We start from the raw sequence: 18955 nt of genomic DNA, 5'->3' as shown, positions 1-18955 counted from the left end.
GCCCGGACGGCATGAGCAGGACGGTCAGCGGTTACGCCTCCGGCGCGGCGGGGGAGTCCGTCGGGCCGACGCCGCCGATGTCGGCCGCCTGCCGGACCCGGCCCAGGGCCACCAGCGCCGCGCCGGTCGCCCCGATCTCCGGGTTGCGCTGCCATCGCACCGTACGTGGGACGAGCACGTCGGCGAAGGCCGCGCGCCACCACGGCGAGGCGGTCAGCGCCCCACCGCCGAGCACCACCTCCATCGGATCGCCGACGCCGGCCTCGAGCAGCGCCAGATCGTCGGCGACGAGCCGGCACAGGCCCCCCATCAGCCCGACGAGGATGTCGACCGCGGTGGTGCCGAAACTCAACCCGCGCAGCTCGCCCGAGCCGGCCGGGGCCGTGCCGGGGGGCCGGTCCCCGCCGAAACGGGGATCGGCCCGCACCGTCCGGCCGGCCGCGGCGCGGTGCAGCGCGGCCTCCAGCTCCGCGCCCTTCGGCAGCCGCAGCTCACGGCCGGCCCAGGCGAACAGGTTCCCGCCGCTGGCGTACGCCGCCCCGGTCACCACGTGCTCGTGGTCGACCCGGTAGCGCCAGAGCTGGTCCGACAGCGGCGGCAGCGCCGCCCCGGCCGGCACGGCCTGGATCATGCGAACCGCGGCGGAGGTGCCGACGGTGATCGCGGCCCGGGACTCGTCGACACAGCCGGAGCCCACGTTGGACGCGGCGCCGTCGCCGACCGGCGCGGCCCAGCGCGCGCCGGCCAGTTGCGGCCAGCGCTTCGCGTGCTCCGGCTTCAACCGGCCGTGCCACCCCTGCGGGGCCAGTCGCGGCAGCCCTTCCGGGCGCACCCCGGCCAGCGCGCACGCCTCGGCGTCCCAGTCGAGTCGGCGCAGGTCGAGCAGCCCGGTGCCGGAGGCCAGCGAGATCGACATCGGCGCGTCGTCGAGCAGCGCGCCGAGCACGTACTCGGCCAGGCCGGCGTACCGGGCGCCCGAGTCGCCGCCGCGCTCGGCCAGCCAGGGCAGGCGCACCGGCCAGTAGGAGCGGTGCCACCAGGTGCCGGTGCGCCTGTGGTAGTCGTCCGGATCGGCCGGGCCGACCCCGGCGGGTGGCGCCGGCCGGGTGTCCAACCAGGTCAGCACCGCCCCCGACGGGGTGCCGTCGGCGGCCAGCGGCAGCACCGAGTGCCACTGCGCGGACGTCGCCACCAGCCCGACCTGCCCCAGGTGCCCGCCCGCGGCCAGCTCGTCCAGGCACTCGACGAGGCAGGCCAGGTAGCCGGGGCCGTCCAGCGTCCCGGTGCCGTCGTCGCCGGTGGCCAGGTGCACCTTGCGGCGGGCCAGCGCACCCGGGCGCGGCACCGCGTCCGCGTCCAGCACCAGTCCGCGTGCCGAGGAGGTGCCCAGATCCAGAGCGAGAATGTCCATCGCCGGTCAACCTACCCGGCGCGGGCGGTGACCCTGATCGGGTTCCCCGGCACCGCCCGGTCGCGTACAGTGATCGTCATGCCCGCGCACCTGTCCTGCTGGTGGCCCGCCGACCCGGCGGCCCACCCCCGCGCGTAGCTTCCCCACGCGGCCGCCCGACGAGGCGGCCGCCGGTCTCTCCCCGGCATCCCGGGTCGCCTCGCCGGCGTCCGCCGGCCGACCGAGGAGACCCGATGACCTTCCCGCCCGATCCGCTGGCCGCCGTCGCCGCCGGCCGCGACCCCGGCCCGTTCGCGCTCGTACGCCGCGAGGGCGCCGACCACGTCGACCTGTACGCCGGCCCGGTCCGCCGCGCCGAGCGGCTCGCCGATCTGCCGCTGCCCGACGGACCGGCCGGCCCGCGCACACTGGCCCTGGTGCCGTTCCGGCAGATCACCGAGCGCGGCTTCGCCTGCGTGGACGACGGCCTGCCGCTGGAGTTCCTGGAGGTCCGGCGGCACCGGCGGATCCCGCTGGCGGAGGTGCTGGACGCGCTGCCGGAGACGCCGGTGCGCACCCGCGACGCCGCCTTCGACATCTCCGACGACGAGTACGCGGCCGTCGTCGAGCGGGTGCTGACCGACGAGATCGGCCGGGGCGAGGGGGCGAACTTCGTCATCCACCGCACGCTGCGGGCGAGCGTGCAGGGCGATCCGCTGGTCGCGGCGCTGGCCGCGCTGCGCCGGCTGCTGGCACAGGAGCGTGGCGCGTACTGGACCTTCGTGGTGCACACCGGCGCCCGGATCCTGGTCGGCGCCAGCCCGGAGCGGCACGTCAGCGTGACCGACGGGCTGGTCGAGATGAACCCGATCAGCGGCACCTTCCGGCACCGGGGCGAGGCCGCCGACCGGGCCGCGCTGCTGCGCTTCCTGCACGACCCGAAGGAGGTGGAGGAGCTGTACATGGTGCTCGACGAGGAGCTGAAGATGATGGCCGTGGTCGCCGAGCGGGGCGGCCAGGTGGTCGGCCCCTACCTGAAGGAGATGGCGCACCTGGCCCACACCGAGTACCTGCTGGCCGGGCGCTGCTCCCGGGACGTGCGGGAGGTGCTGCGGGAGACCATGTTCGCGCCCACCGTGACCGGCAGCCCGATGGAGAACGCCTGCCGGGTGATCGCCCGGCACGAGCGCGCCGGCCGGCGCTACTACGCCGGCGTGCTCGCCCTGCTCGGCCGGGACGAGCAGGGCCGGCAGACGCTGGACGCGCCGATCCTGATCCGCACCGCCGAGATCACCGGGGACGGTGAGCTGCGGGTACCGGTCGGCGCCACCCTGGTCCGGCACTCCACCGCCGCCAGCGAGGTGGCCGAGACACACGCCAAGGCCGCCGGGGTGCTGGCCGCGCTGGGCCTCGGCCCGGACGCCCCACGACCCGGCGACGGGGCCGCCGTCCGCTACGCCGACGACTCCGAGGTACGCGCCGCGCTGGCCGCCCGCAACACCCCGCTGTCCCGGTTCTGGCTGCGTCAGCGGGAACCGGGGGCGATCGCGCTGCGCGGGCTGGCCGGCCGCCGGGCGCTCATCGTCGACGGCGAGGACACGTTCACCGGGATGCTCGCCCACCAGCTCGGCGCGCTGGGACTGGCGGTCACCCGCCGGGACTGGTCGCGGCCCGGCCCGCTCGACGGGTACGACCTGGTGGTGGTCGGCCCCGGACCGGGCGACCCGCGCGACGTGGCCACGCCGAAGATGGCGGCGCTGCGGGCGCTGCTGACCGAGCTGCTCGCGTCGGGCCGGCCGACCCTGGCGGTGTGCCTCGGCCACCAGTTGCTGGCCGGGCTGCTCGGCCTGCCGCTGCACCGGCGCGACGCGCCCTACCAGGGCCTGCCCCGGGACGTGCCGGTGTTCGGGGTGACCCGCCGGGTGGGCTTCTACGCCAGCTTCACCGCCCGGGCCGACACCGACCGGGTCACCGGCACGTACGGCCCGGTCGAGGTGTCCCGCGACCCGGTGGACGGCGCGGTGCACGCGGTGCGCGGCGCGGGCTTCGCCGGGGTGCAGTTCCACCCCGAGTCGGTGCTCAGCCGGGACGGCACGGCGGTCCTGGCCGACCTGCTCGGGCATCTGCTCGACCGGCCGGCGCTGAGCGCGCACGGGGCGGCCGGTCGGGGGTAGGCCACCGGGCGACCGGTGGTCCGGACGGGTTTCGAGAGCCCTCGTCCGGACCGCCGGTCGCCCGTTCGGCGCAGGTGGTCAGCCGGCCATGCCCCGCTTGAGCGCGGCGCCCATCAGCACGGCCCGCTTCGCGGTGAGGGCGGTGGCGGCCAGCGCGACGTGGTCCGGGGCGACCTCGCCGTTGTTGCTGGTGTGCGACGCGCCGTACGGGTTGCCGGCGACGAACTGGCTGGGGTCGGTGTAGCCGGGCGTCACCACGACGCCGCCCCAGTGGTAGAAGACCGTGTACAACGACAGCAGCGTCGCCTCCTGGCCGCCGTGCAAGGTCGCGGTCGAGGTGAAGCCGGTGTAGATCTTGTCGGCCAACGCGCCGTTGGCCCAGAGCGGGCCGGTGGTGTCGATGAACTGCTTGAGCTGCGCGGCGATCATGCCGTACCGGGTGGGCGAGCCCATGATCACGACGTCGGCCCAGGACAGGTCGTCCAGCTCGGCCTCCATCACGTCCTGGGTCTCCAGCCGGTGCGCCTGCCAGCCCGAGTTGGAGCGGATCGCCTCGTCGGGCGCCAGCTCACGCACCTTGCGCAGGCGGACCTCGGCGCCGGCCTCCCCCGCCGCCTCGACCGCCGACTGCGCCATCTGGTAGGTGATGCCGGTCGCGCTGTAATAGATCACCGCGACCTTGACCTGGCCATCCATCAGACGTTCTCCTCCTCGATTCGGGATAAGCTCCGGCGACTACCCGTCAGTTGCCGCGTCAAACGGCGCTCAAGATTTGCGCAAGTTCGGCGCGGAACCGCTCGCCCGGCCGCGCGCACCGGGGATCCTGTTCACACCGGCGCCGGCCGTATGCCGCCCCTGCGCCGGGAACCTGAACGGGGGATCGCGCTCCGTCGGCAGCGGCGCCGGCGTAGCGCGATCAGGGGCCCGTCCCCGGCCCACCCGGCGCTGTCGGCCCCCCGACCTATGCTGGCCGTCCACCTGCCGACGGGAGGCCGCCGTGACCGTACGCCTCAGCCCCGCCGAGGCGCTCGCGCTGCGGATGACCGGCCTGCTGCTGCGCCCGCACCCGGCCGTCCGGCCGCGCAGCGTGTCCGACGTGGTCGAGTGGTTCGGCGCCATGCAGGCGCAGGACGCGGCGAGCGGGCTGTGGTCGCTCGGCGTACGCCTGCCGGGCCTGACCCGCGACGACGTCGACGCGGCGCTGGAGCGGCGGGAGGCGTTGCGCACCTGGCCGATGCGCGGCACGGTGCACCTGGTGCCGGTGCGCGACGCGCACTGGATGCTGGCCGTGACAGGCGTCCGCGCGCTCGGCGGGCTGGCGGCCCGGTGGCGGCAGCTCGGGCTCACCCTCACCGACGGCGACCGCGCCGGCGACGTGCTCGGCGCGGCGCTGGCCGGCGGTGGCCGGCTCACCCGCGCCGAGTGCCTGGCCGCGCTGCGCGCCGCCGGGCTGGACACCACCGGCCAGCGCGGCTACCACCTGCTCTGGTACGCCGCCCAGCGCGGCATCACCTGCATCGCCCCGCACGTGGGCAACGAGCAGTCGTTCGTGCTGCTCGACGAGTGGGCGCCCGACCCGCACCGCCCGGAGCGCGACGAGGCGCTGGCCTCGCTGGCCCACCGCTACGTGCGCGGCCACGGCCCGGTGACCCGGCACGAGCTGGCCCGCTGGAGCGGCCTGACCGTCACCGACGCGACCCGGGCGCTCACCCTGGCCGGCGACCTGCTGGCCCCGGTCGAGGTGGACGGCGAGCCGGCCGTGGTCGACGCCGCGCTGCTCGACGCGCCCCGCACCCCGGTCGACGACCTGCACACGCTGCCGGGCTTCGACGAATACCTGCTCGGCTTCAAGGACCGCTCGCTGATGCTCGACCCGGCGCACGCCGACGCCGTGGTGCCCGGCAACAACGGGATCTTCCAGTCCACCGTGGTCCGCGGCGGCCGGGTGGTCGGCACCTGGCGGCGGACGCTCGGGGCGAAGGCGGTGACGGTGACCGTGCGGCAGCTCGTGCCGTTCGACGCCGAGCTGCGCGACCGGGTCGACGCGGCCCTGGCCGGCTACGCCCGCTTCCTCGGGCTGGAGCTGCGGCACTCCTGGTGACGGCGCTCTTCTCGGCAGCGTTTGCCGCGCCTGGCCACGCTCCGCATTCGGCACCGCCGCGCGTCGCCGCCACCGTCACCCATCTCTAAGGCCCTGAACAGGCAATACTCGGTAACGATCTCCAGCCGGCGGTCCATCTGTTCGGCGCCTTTGCTCTGCAGCCACGGACGCAACGGGCTACGTGGAGTAACCGCTGCGCCGACGGCTGCAGAGCAAAGGCACCGCGCGCACCATCATCCGCCCACCGACAAGTCACTCACCGTGCCGGCTTTACCAGCACGCACGGACGACCGAAGGGCCGGCAGCCGAGGCCACCGACCCTTCCGTACGTACGTACGTACGCTCAGTCGGCGAGCGCGCCGGCCGACCGCCCCTCGTGCAGGGTCAGGTTGCGGCCGCTGCCCGGGTCGAACAGGTGGATCTTCTCCAGGTTGAACCACACCCGACGCGTCTCGCCCTCCCGTACCGGCGACTCCGCCGACAGCCGGGTGACCAGGTTGGAGCCGGCGCCGGCGAAGTCGGCGGCGCCCGCGTCGGCGGCCAGCTCCTCCAGCTCGGCGGCGGTGGCCCGCTCCCCCTCGACGGTGAAGTAGACGTACTTGTCCGATCCCATCGACTCGACGATGTCGACCGGCGCCTCGAACTCCACGCCCCGAGCACGGGTCTCGTCGTCAATCAGCGCGGCGTCCTCGAAGTGCTCCGGACGGACACCGAGGATCAGCTCGCGCGGGGCGTCGCCGGCCTCCAGCTCCCGGCGGATCCGCTCGCCGATCGGCACGTCGCCCAGCGCGGTCCGCAGCCGCCCCTCCTCCACCTTGGCGTGCAGGAAGTTCATCGACGGCGAGCCGATGAACCCGGCCACGAAGAGGTTGCGCGGGTGGTCGTACAGCTCCTGCGGCGGGCCGACCTGCTGCACCGCGCCGCCGCGCATGATGACCACCCGGTCGCCGAGCGTCATCGCCTCGGTCTGGTCGTGGGTGACGTAGACGGTGGTGGTGCCGAGCTGCTTCTGCAACCGGGACACCACCGTGCGCATCTGCACCCGCAGCTTGGCGTCCAGGTTGGACAGCGGCTCGTCCATCAGGAACGCCTTGGGCTGGCGGACGATCGCCCGCCCCATCGCCACCCGCTGCCGCTGACCGCCGGAGAGGTTGGCCGGCTTACGGTCCAGCAGCGCGGTCAGCTCCAGCACCTTGGCGGCCTCGTCCACCTTCTGGTTGATGGTCTCCTTGTCCATCTTCGCCAGGCGAAGCGGGAAGGCCATGTTCTCCCGCACCGTCATGTTCGGGTAGAGCGCGTACGACTGGAAGACCATGGCGATGTCCCGGTCCCGGGGGGCCTTGTCGTTGACCCGCTCCCCCGCGATGCGCAGCTCACCGGAGCTGATGTCCTCCAGCCCGGCGATCATGTTGAGGGTGGTGGACTTCCCGCAGCCCGACGGACCGACCAGGATGACGAACTCGCCGTCGGCGATCTCCAGGTCGACGTCCTGCACCGCGGTCGTCCCGTCCGGGAACCGCTTGCTCACCTTGTCCAGCACGATGTCAGCCACTGTTACCACCTATCCCTTGACTGCGCCGGAGGTCAGGCCGGAGACGATGCGGCGCTGGAAGAAGAGCACGAACAGGATGATCGGCACGGTGATCACCACGGCGGCGGCGCAGATCGCCCCGGTGGGGTCCTCGAACTGCGACTCGCCGGTGAAGAACTGCAGGGCCACCGGGACCGTGCGGGACCGCTCGGTCGAGGTGAGCGTGATCGCGAACAGGAAGTCGTTCCAGCAGAAGATGAAGACCAGGATGGCCGTGGTGAACACGCCGGGCGCGGCCAGCGGGGCGATCACCCGCCGGAACGCCTGGCCCTGGGTGGCGCCGTCCATCTTCGCCGCCTTCTCCAGGTCCCACGGGATCTGCTTGAAGAACGCCGACAGCGTGTAGATCGCCAGCGGCAGCGCGAACGTGATGTACGGCAGGATCAGACCGGGCCAGGTGTCGAAGAGGCCGAGTTGCCGCTCGATCTCGAACAGCGGCGACACCAGCGACACCTGCGGGAACATCGCGATCAACAGGGAGACGCCGACCAGCAGCTTCTTGCCGGGGAAGTCCAGCCGGGAGATCGCGTACGCGGCCATCGTGCCGAGCACCACCGCGACCGCGGTGGCGATCAGCGCGATGCCGATCGAGTTGATCAGGGCCCGGACGAACTGGTCGGTGTCGAAGATCGTCCGGTAGTTCTCCAACGTCCACTCCCGCGGCCAGAACTTGCCGTCGGTGAGCGTGGCCGGGGTCTTGAACGACAGCGAGGCGATCCAGAGCACCGGCACGAGCGCGAAGACGACGACCACGACGTCCAGCACGCCCCAGCGCAGTTTCGCCCGGGTGGTGGTTTCCACGGCCATGTCAGCGCCTCTCCCCGTCGTCGCTGCCGGGGGCAGCGGTGCCGAACAGCTTCACGAAGACGAACGCGATGATCGCCACGGTGATGAAGATCAGCACCGACATCGTGGAGCCGATGCCGAGGTTCAGGCCCCGGATCAGGTTGTTGTAGGCCAGCATCGACACCGACGACGTCTCGTTGCCGCCGTTGGTGAGCACGAAGATGTTGTCGAAGACCCGGAACGCGTCGAGCGTGCGGAACAGCAGCGCGACCAGGATCGCCGGCTTCATCACCGGCAGCATCACCTTGGTGAACCGCTGCCACGCCGTCGCGCCGTCGGTGGAGGCGGCCTTGAGCAGGTCCTCCGGCACCAGGGCCAGCCCGGCCATCAGCAGCAGCGCCATGAACGGGGTGGTCTTCCAGATCTCCGCCAGCATGATGATCGCCAGCGAGCTGGCCCGCTCGGTCAGCGGCGCGCTGCCGTCGAACAGGTTCGCCAGGTATCCGGTGCCGGGCGTCCAGGCGTACCGCCAGGAGAACGCCGCGACCACGGTGACGATGCCGTAGGGGATCAGCGCGGCGGTGCGGACGATGCCCCGGCCGACCAGCGTCCGGTGCATCACCAGCGCCAGGCCCATGCCGAGCACCAGCTCGACCGCGACGGTGACCACCGTGATCAGCACGGTCACCCCGAACGCGGTCCACCAGAACTGGTTGCTCAGCACGGTGATGTAGTTCTCCAGCCCGACGAACTGCCGCTCGTCGGGGAAACGCAGGTCGAAGCGCTGCAGCGAGAGCCAGACCGAGTACAGGATCGGGTACGCGGTGACCAGCACCATGACCAGCGCGGCCGGCGCGCAGAGCAGCCAACCGAGCCGCCGCTCGGCGCGCTTGTTGTCGCTGAGCGGGGCGGCGGGGCCGCGGCGGGACCGCTGGGCCGGCACCGCGGCGTGCTTGCCGGTCGGCTGCTCCGCCGCGGCGGCGGCCTCCGCTCCGGCCGGCGTGGCGTTCACGCTCATGGCAGAACCCCCTTCGACTCCAACGCGTCGGCGATGGCCTTGCGCAGCTCGTCCGCGGTCTGCTCGGGCTTGATCCCGGACGGCGGCGACAGGATCGCCGACATCACCGTGGAGATGCTCTGGTAGGCGGGGGTCAGCGGTCGCACCGCCGGCTCCTTCAACTCCTCCAGGATCGTCTCCTTCATCGGGTACGCCTTGGTCATCTCCGGGTCGTCGTAGACCGATTCGATGGTCGGCGGCACGCCGTCGTTGACCGCGGAGAACTTCTGGTGCTCCGCGCTACGCAGGCACCGGGCCACCTCGAACGCCTCCGTCGGGTGCTTCGAGTACCTGCTCACGGCCAGGTTGACCCCGCCGATGGTGACCTTGCTCGGGGTGTTCGCGTCGATGCCGGGCACCCGCGCCCACTTCACGTCCTTGGCCAGCTCGGGGTTGGCCTCCTGCATCGCCGGATACACGAACGGCCAGTTCACCTGGAACGCGCCGCCGCCGGACTGGAACTCCAGCCGCACCGGGTCCTCGACCGCGTTGCTGAACGACGGCGAGGTCACACCCGACGTGGCGAACGTCTTGAGCTGCTCCAGCGCGCGCACGGTACCGGCGTCCATCACCGCCTTCTTGCCGTCGTCGCTGAGGATCTTGCCGCCGGCGCTCTCGGCCAGCGTGTTGTAGAGCACCACCAGACCCTCGTACTGGGCGCCCATGGTGAGCACCCGGTAGGGCTTGTTCTGCTCCTTGAGCCGCTGGGCCGCCGAGATCATCTCGTCCCAGGTCTTCGGCGGCTGGGACACCAGGTCGGCGCGGTACCAGAGCAGCTGCACGTTGGTGTTCTTCGGCGCGGCGTAGAGCTTGTCCTCGTAGCGGGCGGTGTCCAGCGGCCCGGCGAGCGTGCCCTGCTCCACCTCGGCCTTGTCCTGGCCGGTCCACTCCCGGATCCAGTCCGCGCTGGCGAACTCCTGCGTCCAGGTGACGTCCAGGCCGAGCACGTCCATGCCGCTGTCCTGCGCCGCCAGCCGCCGCACCATCTGCACCCGCTGCTCGTCGGCCTCCCGCGGCAGCACCCGGTAGGTGATCCGGTAACGCCCCTGGGCCTGCGCGTTGCAGTCGTCGACCACCTTCTGCAGGTTCTGCTCGGGCGGGTAGTACAGGTTGATCGTCGGCGTGCCACCGTCGCCGCCGGTCCCGCAGGCGGCCAGCGGGGCCACCAGCGCGAGCGCGGCGGCTGCCGCCGCCGCCCGTCCGGCCGGCCGCCGTGCGGCCGTGTCGGGGACTGTCGTCATCACCCTCCCCCTCTCTTCGGCGAGAGCCGGGGAGGTCACCCGTGCCCCGGCGCACGGCGAGACGGTCGAGGCACCGGCCCGTGCGCCCGACGCCCCGGGCGTTTCGTGCGGCTGAACGTGCCCGACCTGGGACGACGCGAAACATCACGGTCACGTGACGGTCACGCGGGGCTGCGCTCCCGCGCGCCCGCGCCTAGGTTGGTGAGATGGACGCCACCTTCTTCTTCGACCCGGCCTGCCCCTGGACCTGGCGCACCTCCCGCTGGCTCGTCGCCGTCGCCCAGGCACGCGGGCTGGGCCTCGAGTGGCGGGCTTTCAGCCTGGCCATCCTCAACGACGGGCAGGTCCCGCCCGAGTTCGCCGAGGCGATGGCGGCCTCCGGCCGGGTGCTGCGGCTGGTGGAGGCGCTGCGCGCGCAGGGCCGGCACGACGACGCGGGCCGCCTCTACACGGAGGTGGGCGCGCGCAGCCACGACGCCGGCGACCCGCTCAGCGACAAGATCGTCGCGGCGGCGGTGGACGCGGCCGGGTTGACCGACGCGGCGGCGGCGCTGGACGACGAGCGCTGGGACGCGGCGGTGCACAAGTCGCACGCCCTGGCGTACGGCTCGGCCGGGCCGGACATCGGCTCACCGGTGCTGATGGTGCCGGACGCGTCCCGGGGCATCCACGGCCCGATCATCACCGAGGTCCCGGGCACCGAGGACGCGCTGACCATCTGGGACTCGATGCTGCCGCTGATGCGCCTGGACACGTTCCACGAACTCAAGCGCGCCCGCCGCTGACCCGGGCGCGGCGTCGTCCCACCAGGTGAACGGGGAGGCTACCCAGCGTCAGCCGGCTCGACTAGCGTTTCCCTAACTCCGTGGCCAGCGCGTCGCCGCCGATGTCGACCCGCCGCCGGCTGTCCCCCACAGCCCGCTCGATCGGTTGGTTCTCCCCGAACCGCCGCCTGCGCGCGTACCGGTTGGGCAGGATTTCCCCGAGGAGGTGCCGTCGTGCAGGACACCCGCGCTCTCGCCCTGTCGTTCGAGGTGAGCGGCCTGCCCCCGGTCAAGACCGAGGCCCTGTCCATCTTCGCCGCCGGCCACCGCCAGGCGACGAGGGTCCGCGCCCTGCTCCAGGCCGCCTGCACGGCGGCCCAGCGCACCGGGTGGACCCCGCTCGCCGGGCCGGTGGAGGTGGACCTGACCCTGCGATGTCCGCCCGGGCACCGCACCTCCGACGCCAGCACCCTGCTGGGCGGAGTGTGCGCGGTGCTCCAGGACAAGAAGCGGGTGGCCAACATCGGCCTCGCCCACCTCGGGGTGCTTGTCGACGTCGCCCTCTGGTCCGACGACCGGCAGATCCGCCGGCTGTCGTACGCGGAGGAGCCGGCGGAGGAGTTCTCCTACCTGGTCCGGGTGGCGGCCGTACCGACCATGGTTTGACCGACGCCCGCGGTCGGGTACCGCGGACGCCGACGAAGGGAGCGCCGATGTCGGAGCCACATGTCACGCTGGATCCGAGCGGGCTCGATCCGGTGCAGCAGAAGCTGCGCGGCCCGCTTGAGGAACAGCTGACCTCGGCCCTGCAGGCGGCCACCGAGCGGGTCCGCGCCACCTATGCGGGCGAGCCCGTGGAGGAGGTCTGCCGTCGGCTGCTCGACGAGACCCGCTCCGGCCTGCACCCGGACATCGCCGCCGGCTTCAACCCGGACATGGACGAGTTCTGCCGGGTGGCGGTGGCGATCGTCCGGAGCGAGATCAACTGAGCCTGCCCGCGCCGGCCGGTCAGCCCCGCCGGACGTCGACCGAGACGACGTGGACGCCGTCCGCGCGGGTGGACTCGCCCAGCCGCACCGGCACCCGCCCGCCGTCCGGCGGCTGGAGGCCGAGCCCGAAGCTCAGGTGTCCCTCGAAGTCGCCGGCCGCGGCCCAGCCCAGCAGCGTCGGGTAGCCGATCGCCGCGGGCGGCAGGTCGGCCGTGCCGCCGCCGCGCGCGTCGTGCCCCCGCGCCGGGGAGAAGCGCACCGACAGGTAGGCGGTGCCGGGCAGCTCGACGGGCGCGCCGCGCCCCTCGGTGACGACCTGCGGCACGTAGCCGACCCGGTAGGACGGGGTGGGTCCGCGGAAGGCGAACGTGATCCGGCTGAAACCCTCCTCCGGATGATCCCCGACCTGCACCGACACCAGGACGGGCAGCGGTTCCCCGGGGGCCGGGGTGACCGGCACCCGCACCGGGTGCGTCACCCGGGCGGGCGTGCCGGGCACCGCCCAGCCCCAGGTCCGCCGCCAGGACCCGGCGGTCGCCGCCGCGTCGGAGGGCGCGGGCGGGGTGACGGCGGGCGGCCGCGGGGCGGCCGTCGTGGGCGGAGCGGTGGTTGTCGAGGGCGCCGGGTCCGCGCCGTCGTGGCCGCTCGCCGTGCAGGCCGCCGCGAGCAGCACGACCAGGCTGGCGAGCAGCGGTACGCGCCGAAGTGTCATGACCCAGTGTCGCTCCGTGACTCCCCGGTGCGCCAGAGGCATCCCGCCCGGCGTCGGCCGGACGGGTCAGGACCGGGTCCGCAACTCCCCGGCCCTGACCCCGGCCGTCCCGCGTGGTATCGGTCTACGCCGCGGGAACACGGCGGACGTGACACGACGTCCACGCCGGGCTCCGCACGGCGAGCCGGTTCGCCCGCACTCAGCTCCACGGTGCTCTCACCACCGGACTCCGGTGCGCCCCCGACTCACCCCGACGAGGCGTGGACGCCGGCCCAGGTTAGGCAGGTACGCCCAGTCCGGACAAGCGGTGGACGGCGCCGACGGGCTGTGATTGATGTCAATGCCGAAAAGCGGCATGTCGACGTAACAGGGTCAGCCGACGGGGCGCTGTTCGTCTTCGAGACGCCGCTTACGGGCGGCCTCCCGGGACGGTGCGGACCGGGCCGCCGCGGCGCCGGCCATCAGCGCCAGCGCCCCCAGGTGCAGCACGCGCACGCCGGCCGGCGCGGCGACGGTGGCCGCCGGCAAGCCGGGCAGCAGCAGCGCCCCCAGTGCGGTGACCGCCAGGGTCACCCGCCAGAACACCAGCGGGTTCGCCGCCGGGGCCGGTGGGGGTTCACCGTCGAAGATCTCGCCACGGCGGGCCGCGTACACCGCCACGGCGACCACCAGCAGCCCGCCGCCCAGGCTGGCCACCACATCCGCGAACTGCCACCAGTACAGCCCGGTCAGGGCGTGGAAGTCGGCGATGCCGAGCAGCCGCGGCAGGCGCTCGGAATGGGTGACCCGGTCCCAGGCGACGTGGCTGAACGCGCCGATCAACGCCGAGCAGACGGTGACCTGCCAGGGATGGCGTACCCCGGCCAGCGCGGCGTACTGCGGCCAGCCGAACAGCCGCGGCGCGGGCAGGTGCACGGCGATGCCGGCGACCACCCGGCGGACGATCCAGGCGTACGCGAGGGCGACCGGCAGGCACCACCAGAGCAGCGCGCCGAGCGTGTGCGTGCGCATCCCGAGGTCGACGCGGGTGCCGCCGAGCAGGTAGCCGACGTCCGGCGCGACCGCGCCGGTGGCCAGCGCCACCCCGTCGAACCAGTGCGGCCGCCACCGCTTCAGCGGCAGCACCGGCGCCAGGTGCGAGGGGAACGTCAGCGGCACATCCCGGACGTTACCGGCCAGCTCAGAAGTGCCGGACCAGGTCGGGAAACGCGGCCAGCCGAATCACCCCGGGGTCGGACGGGTCCAGCTCCTCGTGTTCCAGCACCCAGGTGTTCTCGTTCGGGATGAACACCGCGTTCATGCCCGCGGCGCGGGCGGGCAGAATGTCCGAGCGCGGCGAGTTGCCGATCATCCACGCCTCGGCCGGGTCGAAGGCGTGCTCGCGGGCCAGCCGGCGGTAGGTGTCCGCGTCCTTCTCCGGCACGATGTGCGCCGCGCGGAAGTGGTGCAGCAGCCCGCACGCGTCGAGCTTGCGCTGCTGCTCCTCCCGCTCGCCCTTGGTGAGCAGCAGCAGCTCGTGGCGGGTGGCGAGGTCGTCCAGCGTCTCCGCCACCCCCGGCATCAGCTCGACCTGATGCCCGACCAGCGCGGCCGCGAGCTGCTCGATCTCGGCGCGTTCGGCTCCGGTGGCGGGGCGCTCACGCAGCTTCTCCAGGCAGTCGGCGAGGCTGCGCAGGAAGATCTTGCTGCCGTAACCGTGCGCCAGCGCGTTGGCCCGCTCCACGTCGTCGAGCACGGCGCGCAGCTCCGCCCGGTCCAGGGTCGGATGGTCGAGCCAGGTGAGGAAGTCCTCGATCACCCGCTCGAAGAGGACGTTGTTCTCCCAGAGCGTGTCGTCGGCATCGAAGACCAGCACGGCGGCCTCCCGGCGCTCTCGCATGGCACCCCTCCCCCTCGCGGCCCCGCACACCGTACTACTGCAAGGAGGGGCCCCCGCTTGACGTTTCCGGTAGAGGCGGGGCCCCCGCTCAACACCGGGATGTCGAGCGGGGGCCCTCCTTACCGCCGGTCGGGCCGGCCGATCGTCGGGCGGGTAGGGGCGGCTACCCGACTGCGGAGATCCTGCTCGGGCGGGATGCTTCAGCGATGACGACCTCATCCGTCCCGGCCCGGGCCGGTCGCCGCGCGGTCCTCGCCGGGGCGGCCGCGCTCGCCGTCGCCGGCGGCGCGCTGCCGGCGTCCCCGGCCCACGCCGTCAACGCCGCCCACTCCACCGTGGTCACCGCGAAGCCCGCGGCCTGGACCCCGCACGCGCTCGACGGGACCGTGTACCGGATCCTCCAGGTCGGCAACCGGGTATACCTCGCCGGCTCGTTCACCAAGGTCCGCAACGCCGGGGAGACGGCTCAGCTCGCGATGCCCCGGCTGGTGGCGTTCGACGCCGGCACCGGCCGGATCGACACGACGTTCAAGCCGGTGGTCAACGGCACGGTGAAGGCGCTCGCCGCCTCGGCGGACGGCCGTTCGATCTACCTCGGCGGCGCGTTCACCACGGTCAACGGCGTGGCCGCGCCCCGGGTCGCCCGGGTCGACGCGGTCACCGGCGCCCGGGTCGCCGGGTTCGCCCCCGCAGCGCTGAACAATCAGGTCAACGACATGCGGCTGGTCGGTGCCCGGTTGCTCGTGGGCGGGGCGTTCCAGACCGTGGGCGGGGTGACCCGACGCGCGCTGGCCGCCCTGAACGCGACCACCGGCGCCGCCGACGCGTCGGTGAACCTGCGCCTGGAAGGCCCCCGGGTCACCACCTCCGGGGCCACCGCCCCGGTCAAGATCGAGGCGATGGACGTCTCCGCCGACGGCCGACGACTGGTCTTCGCGGGCAACTTCAGCTCGGTGGCGGGCGCGGCGCGCCACCAGCTCGCGGTGGCCGACCTGAGCGCCACCGGCGCGGCGCTCTCCGGTTGGTCCACCAACCGCTACCAGCCGCAGTGCGCCAGGACGATGCCCACCTACCTGCGCGGGGTCGACATCGCGCCGGACGGCACCTGGTTCACGGTGGTCACCACCGGCGGCCCGTTCCCCGGCTTGCTCTGCGACACCGCGACCCGCTTCGAGTTCGGCGCCGCCACCGGCGGCAAGCAGCCGACCTGGGTCAACTACACCGGGGGCGACACGCTGCTGTCGGTGGCCGTGACCGGCGCGGCCGTCTACGTGGGCGGACACCAACGCTGGCTGGACAACCCGTCGGGGCGCAACTCCGCCGGACCCGGCGCGGTGTCCCGGCCCGGCATCGGGGCGATCAACCCGACCACCGGCAAGGCGCTGGCGTGGAACCCCACCAAGGACCGCGGCGTCGGCACCGCCGAGCTGTACGCCACCGACCGCGGCCTCTGGGTCGGCAGCGACACCGTGACGGTGGCCGGCGAGTACCACGCGCGGGTGGCGTTCCTCCCGCTGCCGTGAGCGGGGCGGAGGGGACGCCCCGGGGCGGCGGCGCGGGGTTCAGCGGCGCAGGGTGAGGATCAGGTCGGCGACCAGGGCCGTCCAGCCGGTCTGGTGCCAGGCGCCCAGCCCGGCGCCGTTGTCGCCGTGGAAGTACTCCGGGAAGCAGATCAGGTCCCGCCAGTCCGGGTGGGTCTGGAACAGTTGCGCGGCGCCGTAGATCGGCCGCCGTCCCCACCCGTCCCGGGTGAACAACGAGATCAGCCGGGCCGAGAGGTCGTCGGCGATCTCGTTGAGGGTCCGCTTGACCCCGGACCGGGTCGGATACTCGACCTGGAGGTCGTCGCCGAAGAACGCGGCGTGGTCCCGCAGCGCGGTGACCAGCAGGAAGTTCGTCGGCATCCAGATCGGGCCGCGCCAGTTGGAGTTGCCCCCGAACAGGCCGCTTGTCGACTCGGCCGGCTCGTAGCCGACGCTGAACTCCTGCCCGCCGAGGGTGACCGTGAACGGCTTGTCCAGGTGCGCGCGGGAGAGCGTGCGCAGACCGTACTCGGAGAGGAACTCGTCGGTGTCGAGCATCCGGGCCAGCAGCCGGACCATCTGCTCCGGGCCGACCATCGACAGCAGCCGCTGCTGGGTGCCGTCCGAACCGAGCCGGCGGCCGCCGATGACGTCGGCGTACTCGGGGCGGTTGGTCAGGAACCAGCGCAGCCGGGCGCCCAACTCGGGCAGGCGGCGCATGGTCCGGGTGGTCAGCCGGGTGACCGCGGCCAGCGGCAGCAGGCCGACCACCGAACGCACCTTCAACGGGACCTTCGTGCCGTCGGCCAGCCGCAGCACGTCGTAGAAGAACGCGTCCTCGGCGTCCCACAGCCCTTGCTCGTAGGCCGCCGCGGCGATGTACGCGAAGTGCTCGAAGAACTTCGTGGCGGTGTCCACGTACGCGTGGTCGTGCTCGGCCAGCACGATCGCCATGTCGAGCAGGTTGAGCGCGTACATGGCCATCCAGCCGGTGCCGTCGGACTGCTCCAGCGTCCCGGCCACCGGCAGCGCGGCCGAGCGGTCGAAGGGTCCCACGTTGTCCAGGCCGAGGAAGCCGCCCTCGAAGACGTTGTTGCCGCCGGTGTCCTTGCGGTTGACCCACCAGGTGAAGTTGAGCAGCAGCTTGTGCATCACCCGGGCGAGGAACTCGTGGTCGCGGGAGCCGTCGATCTCGAAGACCTTCAACGCGGCCCACGCGTGCACCGGCGGGTTCACGTCACCGAACGCCCACTCGTACGCCGGGATCTGCCCGTTCGGGTGCAGGTACCACTCGCGGAGCAGGAGCAGCAGCTGCTCCTTGGCGAACCCCGGGTCGACCCGGGCGATGGTCACGCAGTGGAAGGCCAGGTCCCATGCCGCGTACCAGGGGTACTCCCACGGGTCCGGCATGGAGAAGACGTCGAAGCTGTTCATGTGCCACCAGGCGCTGTTGCGCCCGTGCCGCCGGCCGGCCGGCGGCGGCGCCGACCCGGGATCACCCTCCAGCCAGCGTTTGACGTCGAAGTGGTAGAACTGCTTTCCCCACATCAGCCCGGCGATCGCCTGGCGGGCGACCAGGGCCTCGTCGGCGGTGGCCGCGGCCGGGATCACGCTGTCGAAGAACCGGTTCGCCTCGGCGCGGCGGGCCCAGAGCACGGTGTCGAACCCGTCGCCGAGGTCGGCCGGGGCGGGCGGCCCGGCGGCCGGCGGCGGCGCGGTGCGGGTCAGCCGCAGTCGGATCTGCCGCTGCTCGCCGGCCGGCACGTCGAGCACGTAGTGCAACGCGCCCTTGGTGCCGGTGCGGTCCGGGTTGACCGTGGCAGCGCCGGCCACCACGTGGTCGTTGATCCCGTCCTTCGGGTACGCCGACCGTCCGGGCAGCCCCCACAGCCGCTCCGCGTTGGTCTCGTTGTCGCACAGCAGCGGCGTCGGCTCGCCGTCGCCCTCCAGCAGGAGCTGGCCGAGCACCCAGTGCTCACCGACCAGCCGGGAGCCGGCGCCGACCAGCTTCGGCACCCGGTCGGCGCCGGGCAGCCCCCAGGCCCACGTGTTGCGGAACCAGAGCGTGGGCAGCACGTGCAGGGTGGCGTCCTCGTCGCCCCGGTTCGCGACCGTGACCAGCACGCACATGTCGGTCGGTGACGCCTTGGCGTAGTCGACGGTCACCGCCCAGTACCTGTCGTCGTCGAAGATGCCGGTGTCCACCAGCTCGTACTCGGTGTCGTCCCGGCCGCGCAGCGCGTTCACCGCGACCAGCTCGTCGTACGGGAACGCGGCCTGCGGGTAGTGGTAGCGCCAGCGCATCCACGAGTGGGTGGGGGTGCTGTCGAGATACCACCAGTATTCCTTGACGTCCTCGCCGTGGTTGCCGCCGTCGCCGCCGAGGCCGAACATCCGCTCCTTGAGGATCGGGTCCCGTCCGTTCCACAGCGCCAGCGCGAAGCAGAACGTCTGCCGGTCGTCGCAGACGCCCGCCATGCCGTCGTCGTTCCACCGGTAGGCTCGGGACCGCGCATGATCGTGGGGAAAGTAGTCCCAGGCCGTGCCGTGCTCGCTGTAGTCCTCCCGTACCGTCCCCCACGCCCGCTCGGACAGATAGGGACCCCATGCGCGCCAGTCCTGCTCCCCGGCATCGGCCTGGGCGAGCCGGTGCCGCTCGGGGTCGGAGGTCACGGAGGTCGGGCGGTCGGTGATCACCCGCACATCTTCGACGCCGCCGGGGTACTTCTCCACAGCGGCCATTGTCGT

General features: G+C 73.0%; 16 protein-coding genes. 6 read left to right on the top strand and 10 right to left on the bottom strand.

All coding sequences use genetic code 11. The features are described from left to right. Nucleotides 1-31: 31 nt before the first annotated feature. Nucleotides 32-1411, bottom strand: a complete 1380-nt coding sequence (locus ACGFI2_RS18065; RefSeq protein WP_393518005.1) for an FGGY family carbohydrate kinase — start codon at nt 1409-1411, stop codon at nt 32-34. Nucleotides 1412-1644: 233 nt separating this feature from the next. Between ACGFI2_RS18065 and ACGFI2_RS18060 the strand changes: the two genes are divergently transcribed. Next, a complete protein-coding gene (locus ACGFI2_RS18060) occupies nt 1645-3564 on the top strand; it encodes a chorismate-binding protein (RefSeq protein WP_393518002.1) in 1920 nt (639 codons plus the stop codon). A gap of 78 nt (nt 3565-3642) precedes the next feature. On the opposite strand, the gene wrbA is transcribed toward ACGFI2_RS18060, so the two are convergent. Further along, the gene (wrbA, locus tag ACGFI2_RS18055) at nt 3643-4260 is read right to left on the bottom strand and encodes an NAD(P)H:quinone oxidoreductase (protein WP_393518000.1); all 618 of its coding nucleotides are present in this window, start codon (nt 4258-4260) and stop codon (nt 3643-3645) included. 301 nt (nt 4261-4561) lie between these two features. On the opposite strand from wrbA, the gene ACGFI2_RS18050 reads away from it, so the two are divergent. Further along, entirely contained in the window at nt 4562-5665 is a 1104-nt protein-coding gene (locus ACGFI2_RS18050; protein WP_393517998.1) for a winged helix DNA-binding domain-containing protein, read from the top strand. Between the two features lie 343 nt (nt 5666-6008). On the opposite strand, the gene ACGFI2_RS18045 is transcribed toward ACGFI2_RS18050, so the two are convergent. Genes ACGFI2_RS18045 through ACGFI2_RS18030 form a run of 4 tightly spaced genes read right to left on the bottom strand, consistent with a single transcriptional unit; the run spans nt 6009 to nt 10340 of the window. Continuing rightward, nucleotides 6009-7217 carry an ABC transporter ATP-binding protein gene (locus ACGFI2_RS18045; protein ID WP_393517996.1) on the bottom strand — a complete coding sequence of 403 codons (1209 nt, stop codon included), beginning with the start codon at nt 7215-7217 and terminating at the stop codon, nt 6009-6011. A 9-nt stretch (nt 7218-7226) separates the two neighbouring features. Then, nucleotides 7227-8063, bottom strand: a complete 837-nt coding sequence (locus tag ACGFI2_RS18040; protein WP_393517994.1) for a carbohydrate ABC transporter permease — start codon at nt 8061-8063, stop codon at nt 7227-7229. Between the two features lies 1 nt (nt 8064). After that, entirely contained in the window at nt 8065-9060 is a 996-nt protein-coding gene (locus tag ACGFI2_RS18035) for a carbohydrate ABC transporter permease (protein WP_393517991.1), read from the bottom strand. Beyond that, nucleotides 9057-10340, bottom strand: coding sequence for an ABC transporter substrate-binding protein (locus tag ACGFI2_RS18030; RefSeq protein WP_393517988.1), 1284 nt, complete (start codon nt 10338-10340; stop codon nt 9057-9059). The genes ACGFI2_RS18035 and ACGFI2_RS18030 overlap by 4 nt, the downstream gene beginning before the upstream one ends. A gap of 206 nt (nt 10341-10546) precedes the next feature. Here ACGFI2_RS18030 and ACGFI2_RS18025 point away from each other — a divergent pair, with 206 nt between their 5' ends. The 3 genes from ACGFI2_RS18025 (at nt 10547) to ACGFI2_RS18015 (ending at nt 12093) form a co-directional block, all read left to right on the top strand. After that, nucleotides 10547-11125, top strand: a complete 579-nt coding sequence (locus ACGFI2_RS18025) for a DsbA family protein (RefSeq protein WP_393517986.1) — start codon at nt 10547-10549, stop codon at nt 11123-11125. A 213-nt stretch (nt 11126-11338) separates the two neighbouring features. Continuing rightward, nucleotides 11339-11770: a hypothetical protein gene (locus ACGFI2_RS18020; protein WP_393517984.1), complete on the top strand. Its 432-nt coding sequence runs from the start codon at nt 11339-11341 to the stop codon at nt 11768-11770. 47 nt (nt 11771-11817) lie between these two features. Then, nucleotides 11818-12093: a hypothetical protein gene (locus ACGFI2_RS18015; protein WP_393517982.1), complete on the top strand. Its 276-nt coding sequence runs from the start codon at nt 11818-11820 to the stop codon at nt 12091-12093. A gap of 19 nt (nt 12094-12112) precedes the next feature. Here ACGFI2_RS18015 and ACGFI2_RS18010 read toward each other — a convergent pair whose 3' ends face one another. The 3 genes from ACGFI2_RS18010 to ACGFI2_RS18000 form a co-directional block, all read right to left on the bottom strand. Next, nucleotides 12113-12805: a hypothetical protein gene (locus ACGFI2_RS18010; protein ID WP_393517980.1), complete on the bottom strand. Its 693-nt coding sequence runs from the start codon at nt 12803-12805 to the stop codon at nt 12113-12115. A gap of 372 nt (nt 12806-13177) precedes the next feature. Then, nucleotides 13178-13963 carry a DUF4184 family protein gene (locus ACGFI2_RS18005; protein ID WP_393517977.1) on the bottom strand — a complete coding sequence of 262 codons (786 nt, stop codon included), beginning with the start codon at nt 13961-13963 and terminating at the stop codon, nt 13178-13180. A gap of 22 nt (nt 13964-13985) precedes the next feature. After that, on the bottom strand, nt 13986-14684 hold the full coding sequence (locus ACGFI2_RS18000; protein WP_393517975.1) for an HAD family hydrolase: 699 nt from the start codon (nt 14682-14684) through the stop codon (nt 13986-13988). Nucleotides 14685-14890: 206 nt separating this feature from the next. On the opposite strand from ACGFI2_RS18000, the gene ACGFI2_RS17995 reads away from it, so the two are divergent. Then, nucleotides 14891-16207, top strand: a complete 1317-nt coding sequence (locus ACGFI2_RS17995) for a hypothetical protein (RefSeq protein WP_393517973.1) — start codon at nt 14891-14893, stop codon at nt 16205-16207. Nucleotides 16208-16246: 39 nt separating this feature from the next. Here the strand turns inward: ACGFI2_RS17995 and ACGFI2_RS17990 are convergent, their stop codons facing one another. Next, nucleotides 16247-18949 (bottom strand): glucosidase, encoded by a 2703-nt coding sequence (locus tag ACGFI2_RS17990; RefSeq protein WP_393517971.1) that lies wholly within the window; start codon nt 18947-18949, stop codon nt 16247-16249. Nucleotides 18950-18955 lie beyond the last annotated feature (6 nt).

Source organism: Micromonospora sp. NPDC049282 (genome assembly GCF_043197045.1).
Taxonomy (GTDB): domain Bacteria; phylum Actinomycetota; class Actinomycetes; order Mycobacteriales; family Micromonosporaceae; genus Micromonospora.
This window is presented reverse-complemented; position numbering and strand designations above follow the sequence as displayed.